Annotated in this window: 19 protein-coding genes; 12 read left to right on the forward strand and 7 right to left on the reverse strand. The window is 55.4% G+C overall.

What is annotated here, in order from left to right; genetic code table 11:
* The first annotated feature begins 2 nt into the window (after window positions 1-2).
* A complete protein-coding gene (locus RWV98_RS18020; RefSeq protein WP_317862583.1) occupies window positions 3-1055 on the forward strand; it encodes an ABC transporter permease in 1053 nt (350 codons plus the stop codon).
* Between the two features lie 80 nt (window positions 1056-1135).
* Here RWV98_RS18020 and RWV98_RS18025 read toward each other — a convergent pair whose 3' ends face one another.
* The 6 genes from RWV98_RS18025 to RWV98_RS18050 form a co-directional block, all read right to left on the reverse strand.
* The gene (locus RWV98_RS18025; RefSeq protein ID WP_317862585.1) at window positions 1136-2791 is read right to left on the reverse strand and encodes a solute:sodium symporter family transporter; all 1656 of its coding nucleotides are present in this window, start codon (window positions 2789-2791) and stop codon (window positions 1136-1138) included.
* Between the two features lie 201 nt (window positions 2792-2992).
* Entirely contained in the window at window positions 2993-3835 is an 843-nt protein-coding gene (locus RWV98_RS18030) for a helix-turn-helix transcriptional regulator (protein WP_317862587.1), read from the reverse strand.
* Window positions 3836-3962: 127 nt separating this feature from the next.
* Window positions 3963-4949 (reverse strand): ABC transporter permease, encoded by a 987-nt coding sequence (locus RWV98_RS18035; protein WP_317862589.1) that lies wholly within the window; start codon window positions 4947-4949, stop codon window positions 3963-3965.
* Window positions 4949-6457: a sugar ABC transporter ATP-binding protein gene (locus tag RWV98_RS18040; protein ID WP_317862591.1), complete on the reverse strand. Its 1509-nt coding sequence runs from the start codon at window positions 6455-6457 to the stop codon at window positions 4949-4951. The genes RWV98_RS18035 and RWV98_RS18040 overlap by 1 nt, the downstream gene beginning before the upstream one ends.
* Window positions 6458-6567: 110 nt before the next feature.
* A complete protein-coding gene (locus RWV98_RS18045) occupies window positions 6568-7563 on the reverse strand; it encodes a substrate-binding domain-containing protein (protein WP_317862593.1) in 996 nt (331 codons plus the stop codon).
* Between the two features lie 274 nt (window positions 7564-7837).
* On the reverse strand, window positions 7838-8188 hold the full coding sequence (locus tag RWV98_RS18050; RefSeq protein ID WP_317862595.1) for an MraZ N-terminal domain-containing protein: 351 nt from the start codon (window positions 8186-8188) through the stop codon (window positions 7838-7840).
* 103 nt (window positions 8189-8291) lie between these two features.
* Between RWV98_RS18050 and RWV98_RS18055 the strand changes: the two genes are divergently transcribed.
* The 11 genes from RWV98_RS18055 to RWV98_RS18105 all read left to right on the forward strand — a co-directional run bounded on the left by RWV98_RS18055 (window position 8292) and on the right by RWV98_RS18105 (window position 16053).
* Entirely contained in the window at window positions 8292-8549 is a 258-nt protein-coding gene (locus RWV98_RS18055; protein WP_317862597.1) for a helix-turn-helix domain-containing protein, read from the forward strand.
* 528 nt (window positions 8550-9077) lie between these two features.
* The gene (locus RWV98_RS18060; protein WP_317862599.1) at window positions 9078-9422 is read left to right on the forward strand and encodes a helix-turn-helix domain-containing protein; all 345 of its coding nucleotides are present in this window, start codon (window positions 9078-9080) and stop codon (window positions 9420-9422) included.
* Window positions 9391-9750 (forward strand): helix-turn-helix domain-containing protein, encoded by a 360-nt coding sequence (locus RWV98_RS18065; RefSeq protein ID WP_317862601.1) that lies wholly within the window; start codon window positions 9391-9393, stop codon window positions 9748-9750. Before RWV98_RS18060 ends, RWV98_RS18065 begins: the two co-directional genes overlap by 32 nt.
* A 116-nt stretch (window positions 9751-9866) precedes the next feature.
* Complete coding sequence (locus RWV98_RS18070) at window positions 9867-10124, forward strand: helix-turn-helix domain-containing protein (protein ID WP_317862603.1); 258 nt, start codon at window positions 9867-9869, stop codon at window positions 10122-10124.
* Between the two features lie 173 nt (window positions 10125-10297).
* The gene (locus RWV98_RS18075) at window positions 10298-10435 is read left to right on the forward strand and encodes a hypothetical protein (RefSeq protein ID WP_317862605.1); all 138 of its coding nucleotides are present in this window, start codon (window positions 10298-10300) and stop codon (window positions 10433-10435) included.
* Window positions 10432-11661: a recombinase family protein gene (locus RWV98_RS18080; RefSeq protein ID WP_317862607.1), complete on the forward strand. Its 1230-nt coding sequence runs from the start codon at window positions 10432-10434 to the stop codon at window positions 11659-11661. Before RWV98_RS18075 ends, RWV98_RS18080 begins: the two co-directional genes overlap by 4 nt.
* The gene (locus RWV98_RS18085) at window positions 11579-12004 is read left to right on the forward strand and encodes a hypothetical protein (protein ID WP_317862608.1); all 426 of its coding nucleotides are present in this window, start codon (window positions 11579-11581) and stop codon (window positions 12002-12004) included. Before RWV98_RS18080 ends, RWV98_RS18085 begins: the two co-directional genes overlap by 83 nt.
* Window positions 12005-12061: 57 nt before the next feature.
* Entirely contained in the window at window positions 12062-13261 is a 1200-nt protein-coding gene (locus RWV98_RS18090; protein ID WP_317862610.1) for a phosphoenolpyruvate hydrolase family protein, read from the forward strand.
* Between the two features lie 215 nt (window positions 13262-13476).
* The gene (locus tag RWV98_RS18095) at window positions 13477-14694 is read left to right on the forward strand and encodes a Tm-1-like ATP-binding domain-containing protein (RefSeq protein ID WP_317862611.1); all 1218 of its coding nucleotides are present in this window, start codon (window positions 13477-13479) and stop codon (window positions 14692-14694) included.
* 53 nt (window positions 14695-14747) lie between these two features.
* On the forward strand, window positions 14748-15578 hold the full coding sequence (locus RWV98_RS18100) for a phosphoenolpyruvate hydrolase family protein (RefSeq protein WP_317862613.1): 831 nt from the start codon (window positions 14748-14750) through the stop codon (window positions 15576-15578).
* Window positions 15579-15630: 52 nt separating this feature from the next.
* Entirely contained in the window at window positions 15631-16053 is a 423-nt protein-coding gene (locus RWV98_RS18105) for a cupin domain-containing protein (RefSeq protein WP_317862615.1), read from the forward strand.
* A 369-nt stretch (window positions 16054-16422) separates the two neighbouring features.
* Here RWV98_RS18105 and RWV98_RS18110 read toward each other — a convergent pair whose 3' ends face one another.
* Window positions 16423-20772, reverse strand: a complete 4350-nt coding sequence (locus RWV98_RS18110) for an S-layer homology domain-containing protein (RefSeq protein ID WP_317862617.1) — start codon at window positions 20770-20772, stop codon at window positions 16423-16425.
* Between the last annotated feature and the right edge of the window lie 4 nt (window positions 20773-20776).

Genomic DNA, 20776 nt, shown 5'->3' on the forward strand with positions numbered 1-20776 from the left:
AAATGTTTGAGGCAAACAACAATACTGCTGCAAAAGCCGCACCCAAATCCAGCTTTAAGGATGTATTTTTTCTGTTTTTTGATAAAATGGGCATGCTTGCGGTTCTGCTGCTTATGGTTCTGGTATTCGCCATGACATCCAAGGTTTTCTTTACGATCGATAACGCAATCGTCATCCTGCTGCAAGTCGCTATATATGGCTTGATGACCTTTGCTATGTCCTTTGTGCTGATTTCGGGCGGCGCCAATCTGTCGGCCGGCGCGGTCTGCGGGCTCGCCGGCATGGTTACCGGACTGGTTATTGAAAGCGCGGTGCAAACCGGCGGGGCGCTTGTCAATTTCGCGATACCTTTGGGCATTCTGGCGGGAATCTGCACCGGTCTGGTCTGCGGCCTGATCGATGGGTTCTGTGTTACCAAACTATACATCGTTCCTTTTATCGCGACCTTGGGCACCCAGTATATCTTTCGGGGCCTGTGCAATATCATCAGCGGCGGCACGCCGATCAGCATTCGCTCTTTGGGCGATTTTCCGGGCTCCGTATTTTTTAACAGACTCGGCACCGGCAAAATTTTTGGTTTCTTTCCCTACATCGTCATTGTCATGATCGTGTTCGGACTAATCTGTGCCTTTGTCCTAAAAAAGACCCGCTATGCCCGCGGTCTGTATGCAACGGGCAGCAACGAGGAGGCAGCCCGTCTTTCGGGCATCAATACGACAAAAACAAAGTTTTTAGCGTACATTATCTGTGACGGCATTGCGGCCTGCGCCGGCGTCGTCATGACGGCGCGTATGGCGTCAGCGCAGGTCACGGGCGGTACGGGCTATGAACTGGAAGGCATTGCAGCCGCGGTTATCGGCGGCGTGAGTATTGCAGGCGGTACAGGAACCATTGGCGGCGCGGTCATTGGTGCCTTTATCATTGGCGTCCTCCGAAACGGACTTAACCTCAATGGTATGAATACCTTCTGGCAGCAGGTGGTAATCGGTATCGTGATCATCGTTGCGGTTTGGATCGATATTATGCGTACCAGAAGAATCCTAACAAAGGTTTGACCCAAATCATAGCCGCTTATGGGCTAATTATTCTAATAAAAAAGCGCCGCGCACGGAAGCAATCCGTGCGCGGCGCGTTATTATTTAGCCAGCCCCAAGGGCGAGAAGAGAATGTAGATTGCGATTGTCAGCACGATCGCGATGCCGGAGGCCACGTGCCGGTATTTCCACGGCGTCAGATCGACCGCGCCCGAATCCTTTAGCGCAAACGCCTTATCCGTTGGGCGGAATCGCTGGAACAGCCACATGATCAGCATGTCGACCGGGAACAGCACCGCGATCGCGTACAGGTAGTGGATCGGCGCGTCCGAGCCCGGATAGGTCGGCGCGATCAGCATGAACGCCGCGTACACGACGACATGGAACACCGCCATCACCTTGGGCGCGATGGCCGGCAGCCGGTCCCAGATAAAGCCGGCCAAGACCGCGACCAGCACCGGCATGGCCAGATACTGCAGCAGCGAATTTAGGAAGGTCGTGATGCCCGAGCTTGCGAAATACACAAAGGGCGATACCGCGATGGACACCACCGCCAGCACCGTGCCCACCCATTTGCCTAGCCTCACGCAATACAGGTCGGTCGCCTTTGGTCGCAAAATGCCGCGGTAGATATCCAGCGTAAACATCGTGACCGAGGAATTGAGCACCGAGTTGAACGAGGAAAGAATCGCTCCGAACATCACGGCGGCAAAAAATCCCATGACCGGCTTCGGGATGATGGCGGCGATCAGCATCGGATACGCTTCGTCCATCATGCCGACCTGATCGCCCAGCAGATAGACCGCGATAATGCCGGGCAGCACCAGATAAAGCGGCCCCATCAGCTTGAGGAAGCCCGCGTAGATCGCGCCCTTCTGCGCTTCCTTCAGGTTGCGCGCGGCCAGCGTGCGCTGCACGAACGACTGGTGCGTGCACCATGCATAGAGGTTATTGAAGAACATGCCCGTAAACAAAAGCGGCCACGGCACCTCGGGCTCGGGCGCGTTCCATGCGTTAATGGCGTTCATGCGCGCCGGGTCGGCGGTGACCATGTATTTTAGGCCGTCAATGAGCGCCACGCCCGAATCGCCGCCGTACATGTGGCCCAGCGCCATCAGGCCGATGAACGGCACCATCAGACCGCCAAGGATCAGGCCTACGCCGTTGATGGTATCCGATACCGCAACGGCTTTTAAACCGCCGAAGATCGCGTAGCAGCCGCCGACGATGCCGGTCAGCACGCAGATGATGGCAATGGCCCCGAACTTGGAAAGGCCGAACATGGTGGAGATACCGAAGATGTTTTCAAACACCAGCGCGCCGGAATACAAAATGACCGGCAGACTGACGCAAATGTAAACGATCAGAAAGCCGATGGAAAAGATAGCCTTGGTAGGTCGGTCGTACCGCGTTTCCAGCATTTGCGGAATGGTGGCCATGCCGCATTTGAGGTAGCGGGGCAGGAAGTAGTACGCCATAACCAGCAGCGTGATCGCCGAACCGGCTTCCCACGCCATACAGCCCATGTTGGACTTCCATGCCTGTCCGTTCGTACCGACCAGCTGCTCCGCCGAAAGGTTGGTCAGCAGCAGCGAGCCAGCGATCACAACGCCGGGCAGGCTGCGGCTGGCGAGAAAGTACCCCTCCGCCGTGTCCAGATTATCGCCCCGCGTTTTCCACCACGAAATGACCGCGACCAACGCGGTGAACAGGACGAATGTAATCAAAATCCATCCCATTGATTGAAAGAACCCCATGTTTTTTGCTCCCCCTGTATATTTTTGTCCCTATTTTGCGCCGTGCGGACTGTTTTCCCGCATTTTCGCGCCTGTTAAAAATTATAGCTTTCACGCCGAAATTTGTATTTGTAATTCGTGCTCAAATGCCAAGGGAATGCGGGGGACTTGGGGAATGGGTTTGCAAATTCTTGCTTTTGCAAGAAAACCGAAAATTTTTGTCTATTTTTTTCGCCCGCGCCAGTGCTCGCGGTAACGCTGCGGCGAAATACCGATCATTTTTTGAAAGGCGTTATTAAAGTTGCTCGCGCTGTTGTAGCCCACCAGATAGGCGATATCGGTCACGCTTTTATCGCTCATCAGCAGCCACGACTGCGCCTCGCCGATGCGGCGGCGAATGACATACTGCATGGGCGAATAACCGAACGCCCGCTTGAAAACGTGCGATAAATAGTAGCGGCTGATGTGCAGGGCTTCCGAGATATCGGCCACCGTGATATCCTCCAGATAGTGCGCATCGATATAATTTTGAATTTCCTTCGCCCAGTCCTCGCTCTCCTTGTGGGAGGGGGTGGCGTGCTGCTCAGCCGCCTTACGCACCAATAGAAGAATCAAATACAGCAGGTGCTCGGTCATTTCCTTGTCTCGCGGTTCCTTGGAAAGCCGGGCCATGTACAGCACACTCAGCAGAGCTTCCAGCTCCGCCGCATATACGCCGTCCTGTATGACCGGGCAAATCTGGGGCGCAAAAAGAGTGTGGGCGGGCAGATCGTGAAACTTGACCCCGCCGATTGAGCAACTGAATATGTCCATGCCGTCCTTGGGATCGGCGCATTCATCGTGCGCAACGCCCGCGTTATATACCAAAATATCGCCCGGACCGGTCATATAGGTGGTGCCGCCCACCGTATGCACGCCGGTGCCCTGCCGAATGAGCAGTATCTCGATCCGGTCGTCGTGCACATGCATCGCCCGGACCATACAGGTACGCAGATGGTCCTCCATATCGATCGCAATCAAATACGGTGATCCTTCAAAGCTGCTTTCCACATTGCTTGGCCGCATCGCAACTCCCTCCTTCTACGGTTTTCCACTGAGTATAGCTCATTATATCACAGCAAACCGTTAAATAGGAAGCGCCTTGGTCAAGGAACCGAAAACCGGGTGGCCGCAATGCGGCCGCCCGGTCGGATCAAACCTTTTTCACATTTTTTCTCATATCGAACACGACCGCAAGCACGATGATGGCGCCCTTGAAGATCTGCTGCAGGTAGGAGGAAATGCCGAGCAGCAGCATGCCGTTTTTCAGCACGCCAAGAATCAGGATACCGGCGATAACGCCCGAAATACGGCAGATACCGCCCGAGTGCGAAGTGCCGCCGACCGTAACGGCCGCAATCGCGTCCAGCTCGTAGTTCAAACCGTTTTGCGAGTTGCCCGAGCCGGAACGCGCGCTGAGCAGCACGCCGCCGACCGAAGCGCAGAACGCGCACCACGCATAGACCTTGATCAGGTTGCGCTCAACGTTGATACCGGCCACGCGCGCCGCCTGATCGTTGCCGCCGATGGCGTAGACCGAAGCGCCAAAGCGCGTCTGCGTGAGCAAAAAGCCGGAAATAACGACAAATACCACAAAGATGAATACGACCGTGGGCAGGATATTCGGAATGATATAGCCCTGTCCCAGCGTTTTAAACTCGCTTTTGAGTTCAGGAATCGGATATGTATTGGTATAGAGCTGCGCGCAGGCGCGCGCGATCAGCTGCGTGCCCAGCGTAGCGATGAAGGGCGGGATCTTGGTGTAGGCGATCAGCAGACCGTTGAGCACACCGAACAGCGTGCCCACCGCCAGCGCGATGAGGATGGGTATAAAAACCGGCATATCCGGAATGTTCGGAAACATCTTGCTCGCATAATCGGCGCGCTGCACCATAGAGGCCGATACCACCGAGGTAAGGCCGACGATCGCGCCGGGCGACAGATCGATACCCTTGGACAAAATCGTCCACATAACGCCTACCGCCAGGATACCGATGATGGATTCGCTCATCAGCACCGACATGATATTCGCTTTGGTCACAAACGTGGGGCTGGCGAAAGCCATGGCCACACACATGACGACCAAAACCAGCCAAATGGAATTTGTGCTTACAAATTTCTTTACTCTTTCAGCGTTCATCATTCCGCATCCTTTCTTGTGCTGCCTTCGCCATGGCAAAGCGCCATGATATGTTCCGAATTCCACTGATCCGTGTTGCGCTCGACAATACCGGTCACCGCGCCCTCATACATCACGACCATGCGGTCCGACATACCCATGACCTCGGGCAGCTCGGAGGAGATCATAATGATCGACTTGCCCGTTCCGGCAAGCTGGGTCAGCAGCGAATGTATTTCGGCTTTCGCGCCCACGTCGATGCCGCGCGTCGGCTCGTCCACGATCAGGATGTCCGGATCGGTCAGCAGCCAGCGGCCGACGAGTACCTTTTGCTGGTTGCCGCCCGAAAGGTACATGATGAGTTGATCGTTGTTCGGGGTCTTGACATTCAGCTTTTTCACGAATTCATCCGTGTCCTCGCGGATCTTCTTATGGTTCATCGGCAGCCCGTACGCTTTTAGGTGCGCCAGCACGGTGTTTGCCGTGATATCCCGCACGCCGACGATGCCGTTTTTGCGGCGGTCCTCGGTCAAAAGGCCGATCTTGGCGGCGATCGCGTCCTCGGGCCGTTTGATATGCAGCTCCTTGCCATCCTTCCAAATGGCGCCGGATTGCCGCGTGCGCATGCCGAAAATGGTTTCCACGGTCTCGGTGCGGCCCGCGCCGACCAGACCGGCAAAGCCCAGTATCTCGCCGCGCCGCAGATCGAACGAAACGTTTTGTACCTGCCGGCCGGAGCAAAGGTTTTCCACCTTCAGCACGACTTCGCCGATCGGGCAATCCACCTTGGGGAACATTTCCTTGACCTCGCGGCCGACCATGCTCGCGATCAGCGCGTCCACCGTCGTATCCTTGGTAAACGCGTGGGAAACGTACTCTCCGTCGCGCAGCACGGTCACTTCGTCGCAGATTTGGAATATCTCGTCCATCTTGTGTGAAATATAGATCAGCGCGCAGCCCTGCGCCTTGAGGCCGCGAATGATCTCAAACAGATGCGCGACCTCGCCCTCGGTCAGCGAAGAGGTCGGCTCGTCGAGGATCATCACCTTGGGACGGTAGGAAAACGCCTTGCAGATCTCTACCATCTGCATCTGCGCGACGGTCAGGTTGCCCATTTTTTCTTCCGGGTCCAGTTCAAAGTTGATCTCCCGGAACAGCGCGGCGGTATCCTCACGCATTTTTTTATGGTCGATGACAGGTCCGCGCTTAGGTTCGCGGCCGACCCACACGTTTTGCGCCACCGTGCGCTCGGGAACGGGCATCAGCTCCTGATGGATCATGGAAATGCCGCTGTTCAGCGCCTCAAGCGGGCTGCGGAACGACACCTCCTTGCCGTCGAACAGGATGGTTCCCGAGGTCCTCTGGTAAATGCCGATCAGGCATTTCATCAGCGTACTTTTGCCCGCGCCGTTTTCGCCCATCAGCGCGTGTACCGTGCCCGGCGACATTTTCAGCTGCACGCCCTTAAGCGCGCGCACGCCGGGGAACTCTTTGACTATATCGCGCATTTCAAGCACATATTCGCTCATTTGTTCCACCTCCATTTAAGCTAAACTTCCCGGGCAAAGCCCCCAAAGGAAGTGCGGCGCCCGGCCCCCATGGGTAAGCCGGGCGTCACTGTGGGACGGTTTCCCATCCGTTACTTCATGTAATTTGCCACGTTGGACGCGTCGACAGGCTCAAAGGGCACCCAGTTATAGACCTCGCAGCTTTCGCCCTTGGCCAGCTTGATCGCGGCTTCCACAGCGCCCTCGCCCTGACCTACCGCGTTCTGGAACGCGCTGAATGCCTGATCGCCGTTCTTGATGGATTCCAGCGCGGAATCAGTGGCGTCCACACCGGCGACGGGAGCGGTGACCTTGCCCTCGCCCGTGGTCTTCATCGCTTCGACCACGCCCAGCGCCATCTCATCGTTGTTGCAGATGACCGCGTCGTACGGCTTGCCGGTGCCCATGAACTGCACGAATTTCTCCATTGCCTTGGCGCGGTCCCACTCGGCGGTGTCTTCAAACACATAGGTGACGTTCAGGCCGCTCGCTTCGAGCGCTTCCTTCGCGGAGTTGGTGCGCAGCGTGGTCGCCTGCATGCCGAGCGTGCCGGTCATGATGACGATGTTAACGTCCTTCTTGTTGGCTTCCTTCAACAGGTTTGCAATGTACTCGCCTTCCAGACCGCCGGCTTCGCTTTCATCGGAACCGACGTAAACGATCTCGTCGGCCTTGAGCAGCGCGTCCGGGTTGCCCGGGGTACGGTTGACAAATACGATGGGCATGTCGCCCGCCGCGTCGATCATTTCCTGCGCGTTGTCCGTGTTGACAAGGTTTACGATCATCGCGTCGTAATTATCGTTGGCGCACGCAGTCACATGGGAAAGCTGGGTCACAACGTCGACGTTGGAGTCAAAGCTTTTCAGCTCCACGCCGTTCGCCTTTGCGTAATCCATGGCGGCCTGCTCCATGGTGGAAAGCCACTGGTCGCGGTTGGACATCGTCAGACCGATCTTGAGCGAGCCCTCCGCGCTGGTCCCGGCATCCCCTCCGTCTCCCGCGGGAGCAGAAGTGTCGTTGCCGCCGCATCCGGCCAGCAGGCTTAGGGTCATAACGGACGCGGTCAAAATAGACAGGAATCTTTTCATTTGTAATCTTCTCCTTTTCATCTTCTGTTGTCTTCTGTCGGAACGTTTTCGCTCCTTTTCCATAACAAAATGATATCATTCGGCCAAAATAATGTATTTCTAATTCGTGCTCGGATTTCCGGGCGCCGCCCGAAAACCGCGCGGTATTCTTGCAAATTTATGCTTTCGTAATATTTTTACAGGAAAAAAGCGTGCCGAAAAACGTAAATATATAAACACGCGGGGACGGTTCTTCTGTGTTAACACAGAAGAACCGTCCCCATATGGTTGTGGTTTATTTATACTCATATAAATAAATGATCTTTTCTTTATGTTCCAAAATAAGTACCGTATCTTTCGTCCATCCCAATTCTCTACGAAATGCAATCGGCACAACAATACGATTATTCTCATCCACTGCTCGGATATAGGTTCGTTGATTAACTGGAATTTGCTGTTCATTATCCACTCTTTCTCTTATTTCATTTCCATTCTGGAGCGGAAGCTTTTGCTCATTTGTTGGGGTTAAGACTAGTTGCATGCTTTCTAATCGAATCTGCAAATTTTGTTTTGATACAATGTTAAAAGTTTTAGCGATATCGGATGTAAGCTGAATCCTTCCTAGTTCATCAAATTTGGTTTTCAATGTTTTCACTCCTATATTCATATTTGTCCTGTTATAGGACATAATGAGCTCGTTTCCATTATACACTATTTATGTCCTATTGCAAGACATTTGAGGTGTGATTATGGCGAGAATCATTGATAGTGAACAGTTAAATCTTATTGGTAAAAAAGTGAAACAAGCTAGAAAAAGGCTTAAAATCAGCCAAAAGCAGCTTGCAGACCGGCTGGAAACCGAAGCCGTTTATATTTGCCGCGGCTCGATCTCGCGAATTGAAAGCGGAGACAGAACTGTAACAGATATTGAGGTCGCGGGGCTATCAAAGGTTTTGATGGTTCCCATCAACGAATTATTTCCTGCCGATGCAGGTTTTCAAAAGTGACAGAGCACGACAAAGAGACACGTTTTATATCTCACACATGGCAACTGTTCTTTCCTATATCTTCAGTCTGCGAATAGTGCTTTCAAAATCAATAAAGATCGTCGCCTTGGCCGGCAACGATCTTTTTTATTGGTAGTATTTTTTCTTTTGCATTAGAAATCCAGTTGTACAATTTCCTTCATACAGGCCCGGCAAACGTTTTTAAAATAAAAATGCACGACATATTTAGCAATAGGGAAAACGATTCGTCCCAGTTCATCGATTTTCCGTAAAATACCAGTAGCTTTCATAAAGGATTACAATTTCATATTCAGCTTGCTTATCCAGCGAAATTCCCGCGCGGCATTCCTCTTTTAGGATATTCCAGCACATCCAACCAGATCAATTATATCTTATAGAGATTCATAGGTTATGAAAAATTATTCTTTTAGGATTATTTACTTCTTTTAGAATATTTCGCATTCTTTCAACGAATAGTAAAGTTTACACATCAAAATGCATTAAATGATTCAAATAGGGGTTTGAAATATGGATGTATTGATAGAATTTTCAAAACGGCTACGCACGTTGCGAGGGCAACGAGGCTATACCGCTGAACAACTTGCCGAAAAAAGTGATTTATCTGTAGGACATATCCGACAATTAGAAAAGGGCAGTAGAGCACCAACGCTTAGTTCTTTAATTACACTATCTAACGCCTTAGATGTTACGCCTATTTCAATGATGTTAAGTGATTTTACTGAGCAAAGCGAAACCAATATTGTACAGAACGAGGACATCTCTTTTTTAAATGATAAGCAGATATGTTTTATTTTAGATACGATTGACGGAATGATACTGCGTGTTAAAGGAATTTATGATGAATGCAAGTGAATTAAAAGCAGTCGGGAATCGAATTAGAATTGTCAGAGAGCGACAAGACCTTACCATTGCGCAGCTTGAAAACAAAACCGGACTTGCAGCAACACACATCCGAAATATTGAAAATGGCGCTAAGCCAATTAGCATAACCAGTCTTGTTAAAATTTGTAATGCACTGCATGCCGATATGAACTATTTGTTGTGCGATGTATCTAGAATATCCAGCATTTACGCGCTTAATAAACTTTTAAAGGATTGTACGCAATCTCTCAGCCATGACGAATATGCTTTAATCAGCTGCACGTTTAATATATTAATGCATAATTTAAAATCAGTTTGACCGTATGGCATAGAGTTGTTCAGAACAGGGAACCGGTCCGTTTTTTCTCGTTTATTGTGGCGTTTTGCTGGTTGGTGGAGACGTTTGCGTGTCCCATTGCAAGATGAGGTGTGATTATGTCTAGAATTATCGATGGTGAGCAGTTAAATCTCATTGGTGAAAAAGTAAAACAAGCAAGAAAGAAGCTTAAATTCAGTCAAAAACAGCTTGCCGACCGGCTGGAAACCGAAGCTGTTTATATTTGCCGCGGCTCGATCTCGCGAATTGAAAGCGGAGAAAGGACCGTAACAGATATCGAGATTGCCGGACTTTCTAAGGTTTTGCTGGTTCCAATCAATGAGTTATTTCCTGCCGACGCAGGCTTTCAAAAATGACAGAGCAGGACAAACAAGGGATTGACCGAGATTGTAGGGCGCGACGCCCTCGAACACATGGGGACGGTTCTTCTGTGCTGACACAGCAGAACCGTCCCCGTGTGTTTTGTGTTTTCCCCTCCCTCATATTCGCCGGGCGCGGCGAATAAAATGGGGCGAAGGGAGGGGCGCATATGCAGGAGGCACTGCGGGTCTCTATCCGCATTTCTGAAAAGGACAGCGAAAAGGCGCGCGCCGATGTCAAGACCGCGATCGCCGAGGCGCGGCGCGGCTTCGGCTTACCGCTTGCCGCACCGCGCTGCGGGCCGTGACCGCGGTTTACGCCCGCCAATCGGTCGAGCGGGCGGACAGTATTTCGATCGAGACCCAGATCGACCGCTGCAAAAGTCGGCTGACCGCCGGGGAGCTTGCCGATTGCCGCGTATATACGGACCGCGGCTTTTCAGGCAAAAACACCGCGCGCCCCGCGTTCCAATCGCTGCTTTCCGATATCGAAGCCGGGCAGATCGGCAAGATCGTGGTCTACAAGCTTGACCGTGTCAGCCGTTCGGTGCACGACTTTACCGGGCTGTGCGAGCTGCTGGGGGCAAAAAACGTGGCCTTTCTATCCTGCGAGGACGGGCTGACGCTGGATGAAACGCCCGCCGGTGCGGCCATGGCGCAAATTATGATGGTATTTGCGCAGTTCGAGCGCGAGACCATCGTGCGCCGCGTGACGGACAACTACTACGAACGCGCCAAAAGCGGCATGTATCTGGGCGGGCGGCCGCCCTTTGGCTTTGTCAAGGGACAAACCGCTGTTTTGGGCAAAAAGACCGCCTGCTTTGCCCCTGATCCGGACACCGCCCCGCTCGTGCGGGCGCTGTTTGAACGCTATTTGGAGCCGGACGCTTCGCTCGGCACGCTGATGCGCTGGCTGAACGACGAATTGCGCCTGCCCACTGGGCGCGGCGGCGCGTGGAGCACGGTGCAGCTGGGTCGCTTGCTGCGAAATCCCGCCTATGCGCGCGCGGACGCGCTGGTATACCGTTACCTGCGGCAAAAGGGGGCGCAAATGAACGATCCCGTGCTGGCTTACGCGGGCGAGCGCGGCTGCTACCTTTATGCCCCGCGCGAGGGGCGCACCAAAAGCAAATTTGCCGATTTGAACGGCGCGTTCGTTTCACTCGCGCCGCACCACGGCCTTGTGGAAGCCGATATCTGGCTGCGCGCCCAGCAGAAGCTTGACCAAAACCGCGCGCTGAAAAACACCGGGCGCGGCGCGCACAGCTTTTTATCCGGCATTATGAAATGCGCGCACTGCGGCTACGCCGTCACGGTGGTAAACAAGCCCGCGCCGCACCGGGAGCACTACATAAACTGCGGCGGGCGCAAAAAAGGGCGCGGCAATCTGCCCCGGACGGTCGCGCCCCATGACGCTGGAGCAGATCGAAGGCGCGGTGGAAAGCGTGCTTTTGCGTTTTTTGAAAAGCTACGCCGCCGTGCCCCTGCGGCCCGCGCCCATAGACCGTGCCGCCGGGGCAAAGCTGGACACTGAGATCGTCACGCTGGAACAGGAGGCCGCGCGGCTCAGCCGCAATCTAGCGCTGATCGACCTGCCCGACGTGGTGCGACAGACCGCGCGGGACCTGCACGAGAAAAACGAACGGCTGGCCGCCCTGCACCGGGAGCGGGACGCGTTGGCCGCGCCGCAAAGCGATACCGCGCTCGAACGGTTCTTCGCCGCCGTGCCGGAGGAATGGCCGCGCTATACCATTGAGCAGAAAAAGCGCATCGCGCGCATCGCGCTTGAACGAGTGGATGTTGGGGACGGTGAAGTGACCGTGACCTTTGCCGCCGGGTTTGGCGATTGCCCGCTCGCTATAGACAATTCTCTTTGACAACCGGGCCCAACCCGTATAAACTGGTGGTAAGCCAAAGGGACGGGAGGGGCCAACATGCAGCGGAGAGAACAGATCCTGCAAAACCTGCGCGCGCGGATACGGACGAACGGCCACTCAATCGGCGTGGCCGCGGGCAGCGGCATGACCGCGCGCTACGCCGTTATGGGCGGAGCGGATTTTATCCTCGCGCTCAGCGCGGGCAAGTTCCGTCAAGTGGGGCAAGGCTCCATCGCGAGCCTTTTGTGTTATGCCAATTCCAACGAGCTGGTGATGAATTTCGGCACCAAGGAGCTGCTGCCCGCGGTGCCCGATACGCCCGTTATTTTTGGGCTGAACGCCTCCGATCCCACCATTCATCTGTATGAATACCTGCAAACCATTGCCGCGTGCGGCTTTTCCGGGGTGAATAACTTCCCGACGATCGGCCTGATCGACGGAACCTTTCGCCGCGCTTTGGAACAGGAAGAGGGCATGAGCTATGCGCAGGAGGTAGAAGCCATCCGTCTGGCGCACTTTATCGGCCTGTTCACGATCGCCTTTGTCTTTAATGAGGCGCAGACCGCGCAAATGCTGGGCGCGGGGGCCGATGTGATCTGCGTGCATCTGGGCCTGACGGTAGGCGGCAAAAAAGGCGCGAAAAAAGCGGACACGCTGGAGCAAGCCCGCATCAAGACCGACCGCATTTTCGACCTATGCGATAAGACGCGGCCCGGCATTATCAAGATGATCTACGGCGGCCCGATCAGCAACCCGGCCGACGTCGCGTTTTTTTACCACAGCAGCGGCTGCATGGGGTATATCGGCGGTTCGGCGTTCGAGCGCATCCCGATCGAACGCGCCATCCTTGAAACCACGCAGGCCTTCCAGAGCTACGGCAACCCGGAGGAGGACGGCGCGGCGGCCCGCCCGCTCGCGCAGCGCGCGGCCGAGGAGGACGCGATTGCCGCCGTGCGCGGCTATATCGAAGCGAACTACCAGAGCGAGATCACGCTGCGCGACATGGCGGCCATGACGCACCTCTCCCCCTCTTATTTGAGCACCAAGTTTAAAAAAGAGACGGGCTACAGCTTTTCCGAATACCTGCTGCGCCACCGACTGGACCGGGCGGCCGCATTGATCCGAGGGAGCGAGCTGCCGCTCGTGCAAGTCGCCGACCGGGTTGGGTACCGCGATTACGCGCAGTTTAGCAAAATGTTTAAAAAATACCGCGGCCTTTCGCCCGCCGCGTTCCGCAATGCCAAGGCCGCGCCTTAAATTTGTGTTTTTATTTTTTAAGCTAATCTATATCCATCATTTTTTTGTTTTTCATGCCGGATAATTATAGGAAAAAGCAACAAAACCCAATATAAACACATGTGAAATTTTATGCTTTTGCGGTAGAATGGTCTTATCAAGAAAAGGCCGTTTTACCGCAATTTTCTTTGTACGAAAGCGGCTTACGCCAATGTGAAAGCGAGGGAGGAATACCGATGAAAACGATTTGCATTGCCGGCACGCTGGATACCAAGGGCCGCGAGTTCCAATATGTGAAGGAGCTGATCGAAAGCCTTGGACTTGGGGCCTTCACGGTGCATACCGGCGTTTACGAGCCGGCGTTTCCGCCGGACGTCGGCAACGACGAGGTGGCCGCCGCCGCGGGCTACGATATCGGCGAGATCGCCGGGCGGCACGACCGCGCCTATGCGACCGAGGCCATGAGCGAAGGCATGGAAAAGCTCATTCCCCGGCTTTATGAGCAGGGCAAGTTCGACGGTATCCTCTCCTTCGGCGGTTCGGGCGGCACCTCGCTCGTCACGCCCGCGATGCGCGCGCTGCCGATCGGCGTGCCCAAGCTGATGGTTTCCACCATGGCTTCGGGCAACGTATCGCAGTACGTGGGCACCAGCGATATCCTGATGATGCCTTCCATTGTCGACGTTTCCGGCCTGAACAGCTTTTCCACCAAGATCTTCTCCAACGCGGTATTCGCCATGGCGGGCATGGTCAGCTTTGAAAGCAAGCAGCAGATAGAACACAAGCCGCTTGTCGCCGCGACGATGTTCGGCGTGACGACGCCGTGCATCACCCGCGCGCAGGAATATTTGGAGCAGCGCGGCTACGAGGTGCTGGTCTTCCACGCCACGGGCGCGGGCGGCCAATCGATGGAGGCGCTGATAAACGGCGGCTTTATCAAGGGCGTGCTCGATCTGACCACCACCGAATGGTGCGATGAGATCGTCGGCGGCGTACTGAACGCGGGCCCCGACCGGTGCTCCGCCGCGCCGAAAAACGGCGTGCCCCAAGTTGTTTCTGTGGGCGCGCTCGATATGGTGAACTTTGGCCCATGGGACACGGTGCCGCAGCAGTTTGCGGGCCGCAACCTGTACCGCCACAACCCAACCGTTACCCTGATGCGCACAACGGCCGAGGAATGCAAGCAGATCGGCGGGGCGATCGCGGAAAAGCTGAACCTGAGCCAGCCCGGCAAGACCGTGCTGATGCTGCCGCTCGGCGGCGTTTCCGGTATTGACGCGCCCGGCCAGCCGTTCTATGGCGAAGCGGAGGACAAGGCGCTGTACGACACCCTGCGCGGCCGGGTAGACCAAAGCAAGGTCGATATCATCGAACGGCCCGAAAACATCAACGACCCCGCGTTCGCGGACGCCGCCGCGCAAAAGCTGATCGACCTGATGGAAGCCGGTTCATAACCTCACACACCTTACAATCATTTAACGGAACCACACATAAGGAGGATTTTATTATGCTGTACAAATCGAGAGCCGAGATCATTGCGGACTTTAAGGCGCAGGTAGCGCAGGGCAAAATACTCGTCGGCGTGGGCGCGGGCACCGGCATTACCGCCAAGTGCTCGGAAGCGGCGGGCGTCGATATGCTGATCATCTACAACTCCGGCCGGTTCCGTATGGCGGGCCGCGGCTCGCTCTCCGGCCTGCTGGCCTATGGCGACGCCAACCAGATCGTCGTCGAGATGGGGCAGGAAGTGCTGCCGATCGTTAAAAAGACCCCGGTGCTCGCCGGTGTTTGCGGCACCGATCCGTTCCGCGTGATGGATATTTACCTGAAACAGCTGCAAGCGCAGGGCTTCAACGGCGTGCAAAACTTCCCGACGGTCGGCCTGATCGACGGCAACTTCCGCGCCAATCTGGAAGAGACCGGCATGGGCTACGGGCTTGAGGTAGATATGATCCGCAAGGCGCACGAGCTTGACATGGTCACCTGCCCGTATGTATTCGATGTGGAACAGGCCAAGGCGATGGCCGCCGCCGGCGCGGACTGCCTCGTCGCGCACATGGGCCTGACGACCAAGGGTTCGATCGGCGCGGAGACCGCGAAAACGCTGGATAGCTGCATTCCGCTCATCCGCGACATCATTGCCGCGGGCCGCTCGGTCAATCCGGATATTATGGTCATCTGCCACGGCGGCCCGATCGCCGACCCGGAGGACGCCGCCTACATCATCAAAAACGTGCCCGAGATCGACGGCTTCTTCGGCGCTTCGTCCATTGAGCGTTTGGCTTCCGAACGCGGCATGACCGCGCAGGCCGCCGCTTTCAAGGCGATCAGCAAATAACCGTGCTCTTTCAGGAACGCCACCCACCGTGTTTACGAAAGGAAGGTTCTTTATGAGTAAATATTTGAGCATGGTATCACCGGACGACGTGGAAACACAGGTGCTTGACTGGGGCTCCTTCCAGTGGCTGAACGAACCGCGCGTGACCGGCGCGGATAAAATGATCGTCGGCATCGGCCGCATCAAGCCCGGCAAGGGCCACGCGCGCCACAACCATCCGGACAGCGAGGAATTCATTTACTTCATGGAAGGCAAGGCCCGCCAGATGATCGAGCGGCCGGACGGCACGCAGGAGCGCGACATGGGCCCCGGCGAGCTGATCTCCATCCCGCAGGGCGCGTTTCATTCCACTTTCAACGTAGGCGACAGCGATCTGGTCTTTATGTGCTGTTACCTGAACGCGGGCTCTGAGCTCGCCATCCGTAAAGACGCTATCGAAGTTCTTCCCCCGAAAAACAACTGGGCGGAAGAATGAGCTCCTCCCTTATACAGGCAGGGCCCGCGCTCAAAATGAGCGCGGGCCCTGCCGTAGCGTGTCAAATAACCCTTCGCGCCGCAGCGCGTAATAAAATTGAAAATTGAAGCTTTGCTTCAATTTGACCAAAAACCGGGAGCATGTATCTCGGTTTGCTCTCATTTAATCGCCGCACGGCGGCGGAAAATGGATAGAGGCCTATGGGCTGAACAAACCGGCGGCGAAGTGTGCCCAAAGGGCGCGCGCCAGAGCCGGAATTCTCGATCGAAATGGGGCTTTGTTTCGATCGACAGGCTGTCAAAATAGTTTTTTGACAGCCTGAGACAGGCCCGCGCTCAAAATGAGCGCGGGCCCTGCCTGTGTTTTTTGTTATGCGCCGAAGGGGGCGGCTGCAGCGGACCACTGCTTTTCTAGCTGGGTCCAGTCGCGCGCCTGCGCGAGCTCGGTCCATGTCTCGTATTGCGTCGGGTTTTCCCGGTCGTAATTATGCGAGTTGGTCGCTTCCTGCACGGCTTCATAATGCCATGCATCCTTCGGGTTATCCGGCCAAGATATGGCCGCATCCAGCACATTTTCCGCGTGCACGCGGCGGTCGAGCACCGCGTTGACCAGCGTCATCGCTTCCGCGCGGGTGATATACTGGTCGGGCTTGAAGGTGCCGTCCTCATAGCCCTTGATCCAGCCCTTTTGCGCGGCGCGGTTGATATAGGGCGCCGCCCAGTGGCCCGCGATATCGGTAAACATATCATTCCCGACATAGAGCGCGGAATCAAACCGGGCCGCGACGGCCGCGAACTCGCCGCGCGTAATCGGCGCGGACGGGCGGAACGCGCCGTCCTCATAGCCGGTCAGGATACCGGCCGCCGCCATGGTGGAGATTGCGTTGTTGGACCACTGTGTGGCCGATACATCCGAAAAGGCGTTGGTCTGGCTCCAATTTTCGGTGCGGCTGTCATCCTGCATCAGGCGAAAGAAGATGGTCGCGACCTCCTGCCGGTCGATATTCGCGTTCGGGCGAACGGTGCCGTCCGGGTAACCGATCACGTACGCAAAGTGATCTTCCGCGTTCAGGCCGGGAGCAAGCGGGATCTCCTCATCCTCGATGGTCTGATAACCGTCGTTGCCGTTGCCGCCTCCATTATCGCCGCTGGAGGTGCTTCTGCGGTAGTACTGGAAGGTCACCGCGTAGCTGCCGCCGCCAAGCGGCACCGCGACGGCTTCGGTATAGGTGTGCGCGGTATCTGGCGCGCCGTTGACGGCGACCGCCGTAGCCTGATAGCGCACCCGGCTCAGGCCGAAGAAGTCCGCGTTCGCATGCGCCGTGGCGGGCGCGGCGAGCGTCGCGACGGATTGCGCTTCATCAAAGAGGGGCTGCGCGTCCGATAGCTGGTGCCAAACCGTTAGGTCGTACGGCACATAATATACGTTGATAACCGCGCCGTCCGTAATGGTAAAGGTATGCGTTTGACTCAAGATCTCGCCCGCTTCACCGGTCGCGGTGTAGCGGCCGAACTTATAGCCCTGCGACGCCTTGCCCCTTACCTGTTCCTCCGCGAGCAGCGCGGCGGCGTCCAGCGTCAGCGTGGCGTTGGCAGCGTCGCTGCCCGGCACATAGGTTAGGGCAAAATCACTACGGCGATCGATCTCCACCTCGTTCTGGTAGATGACGACCGTATAATCCCGGTCCGCCGAGGTACGGGCGCGCCACTGAGCGGTGCTTACAAGGTCTCTTTTGACCGCCGCCGTCAGATCGATCGACGCATCCCAGCCGTTGAAAACATAGCCTTCCTCCGCTGTTTTGTCGAGGCTAAGCGTGCCGTTTCTGCCGGTGAACCACTGAGCCGGGACCGCGCCGTACGGCACGGTGAATACCGCGCTGCCGCTCACCAGTTCGCCCTTTGCGCCCTCGGCGAGAGCCAGCGCGCCGTGATCGCCCGGGCGGTAGGTGATGGTATGCCGCAGAAGCGGGTATTTGATGGCAAAATCATTCATGCCGGTTTGGTCGCTGATGACATAGGAAGCCGCGATCTCATTCGCGACCGCCTCACCGCGCCGGTTGAACATACTGCCGGTTTCGGTAACGCCTTCCGGCAGGGTGATATGCGCCGCGATCGCCTGTTCAAACTCCGCCTTTGTCACGGTATCGCCCGGATACTTGCGCGTGACGGAAATGGGCGTTGTTTCAAACGGGAAGGTCGTGGTCGAACCGCCCTCGATCTGCTCAAAGGCGTAGTAGAGCTTGACGTCGGTCTTTCCCTCGACCAGATCGGTCTCGGTCTGAGCTTCGGCCCTAGGGCCCTCCTGCGAGGTGGCGGTCGCCGTGTTTTTCACGCTTTTGCCCTCGTCCGCCTCGGTAACGGTGTAAGCGTAGGTCACCACGGCCTGACCGCCCACTTCGATCTCCCCGACCGCAACCGCGCCGCCGGAGACCTGCGCGGTCTTTCCGTTCACCTGTAGATCGGTCACCGTTTTCGGGAACATGGTGTCCTCCAGCTTGACGCCCGTCAGCTTTTGGTCGCCCGTGTTTTTAATGGTCACGGTGTACTTGACCGTGTCGCCGACGCGCAGCGTCGTATGGTCGCCGTTTCTAACGATTTCGTGCGTTTTCTCGATCGTCATGCCCGGCTTATACACAGGGATGATGGGATCGGCCTCGTCCTTTGGATCTTGGTCCTTTTCGTCCGGCGTTTTTACCGTCACGGCGTTGACAATCTCTTTGCCAAGATCATCGCCGGTGACGATATACTCGGCGTTGAAAATAACGGACTGCCCCGCTTTTACCAAAAAGTTTGCGGGATTGAGCGCAGGCGTTTGTGCCGAAATAAGCTTTACCTTGTCTGCGTTTACCGCTATGCCTGCCACGGTCAGGGTATCCATCAGGTTCAGTCCGCTATAATCCAACTGGCCCCCGTTCGTGACCGTGATCGTATAAACCAGCTTATCTCCCTCGGTTGCCTGCGTGCCCTTGCTCACCCACGCCGAATCGGAGGAGGGCTCCGCGATATCCGTCAGTTCTTTTGACACGGTCAGCGAGCGCGTCTGGGTGGTCCAGATCGCATACAGCTTAGTCGGATCAGAAAGTACCTCTACACCCGTTACCGCGGCTGTACTTTCCTTGAACGTTGCCCAGCCGACAAAGGTATAGCGGGTATTGCCGCTCTCAAAGGCGTTATCCGTCAAGCCTGAAGGCTTCTGTTTCTTGTCAGGGATCGTATAATAGCTGCCCTTTTGCACGGTTTCAAAGGCTGGCGCGGTTAAATCGCTTGGCTTCGATACGCCTGCGGGAAGGTTCAAATCATACTGTACCCTCGCTTTTTCCGAGGTATATACAATATTGATCACATTTTCGGCGCCTTCTTTTACTATAAATGGGCTGGTTTCTTGCTGCACACCCTTTCCATAATATTGCGCGGGTCTAAATTTATCCAGCTGTTCCGCGGTTAACGTAATACGATCACCGTTTTTTAAATTCTTGACAGAAGAGCTGTTTATGAAATGGGGGTCATCCTCTCCGCTTCCGACCGCATCCTTCCAATATCGAATATCGACCACCAAATCAGTCGTATCCGTTGGTTCTATGGTCAGCATATCCATGCCGCCGCCGCTTTTGGGGGAATTATCAAAACAAAACATATCGACAATAAAGGTGGTGCCTTCTCCGGCATCCGGGTAATGTGCGTACATCACATCGCCGATATTATCAATCTTTGCTTCGCAATACCAATTATCTGTTAACGGGATAGAATTCCCCTTTTGATATGCAATCGTGCCCGGCCTTTCATTCGAATACACTGCCCCATATTTATCAATAAATTGCTTGCGGGTCGATGTGCCGCTCCAAAAGGCCAGATAGCTCATAAAGTTATCGTTGGTCAGCTGTTCGCCCTCTTGGTAAACGAAAATGAATATATCATCGTTAATCGCAAGAATATTCTCCACTCGGTTCGGATTAGCCGATTTCAGACGATACTGGTCACGCGTACTAAAGCCCTCCGGCAGTGTGTATTCACCCCTAAACCGGCGAAGGGAAGGCGTTTTACCGCACAGCCAGGTTGCCGAAGGATATGAGCTGGTTCTCCCTTGTTTCAAAAAATGTTCGCAGTAATGATTTTGCTGCATACCGTCCCAAACCTTTGCCGGATCGGTAACACTGGTGCCAATATCCGCAACGTCGTCCCAGTTCCAGTTCAGCATCGCTTTTGTATCCGTTCCATGCACCGATTCCACAGGCGCTTTTGCCAAGACCTCTCCGGTATCCCCATTCACGATTTCTTCGCTGCGGCTCCAATTCTTAATGGTGGAGTGTTGTTCATAAAAATCGCGGCTAGACGACACAGCTATCGTAAGGATGCGGGGCTTGTTCTGTGTGATTGCAAGTTCATCCCCGCTGGTAAACACGGTGGAATCGCCGTTGCCATCCTGTGCTGTAACGGTCATGCTGTCTATCGTATAGCGTTCATTCGGGGTCACTGTGACCGTTCCCGGGCCGTTTTGCCCATATTGATACCCCTGTTCCGCCAGCTTGGCGCCATCCTGCACGACCTGTACCGTCAGTTTATACCCGGCGGCCGCTCCCGTCGTATTCGACGCTTCAAAGGTCACATACTTGCTAATTGCATCACCCTGCGCCGTTGTCGGCGCTGCCAGCGCCTGCGACGGCAGCATGCCGGCCAACATGGCGACCGACAGAACCCATCCTATTAATCTATTTTTTCTCATTGTG

The sequence above is a fragment of the Agathobaculum sp. NTUH-O15-33 genome, from assembly GCF_033193315.1.
GTDB classification, from domain to species: domain Bacteria; phylum Bacillota; class Clostridia; order Oscillospirales; family Butyricicoccaceae; genus Agathobaculum; species Agathobaculum faecihominis_A.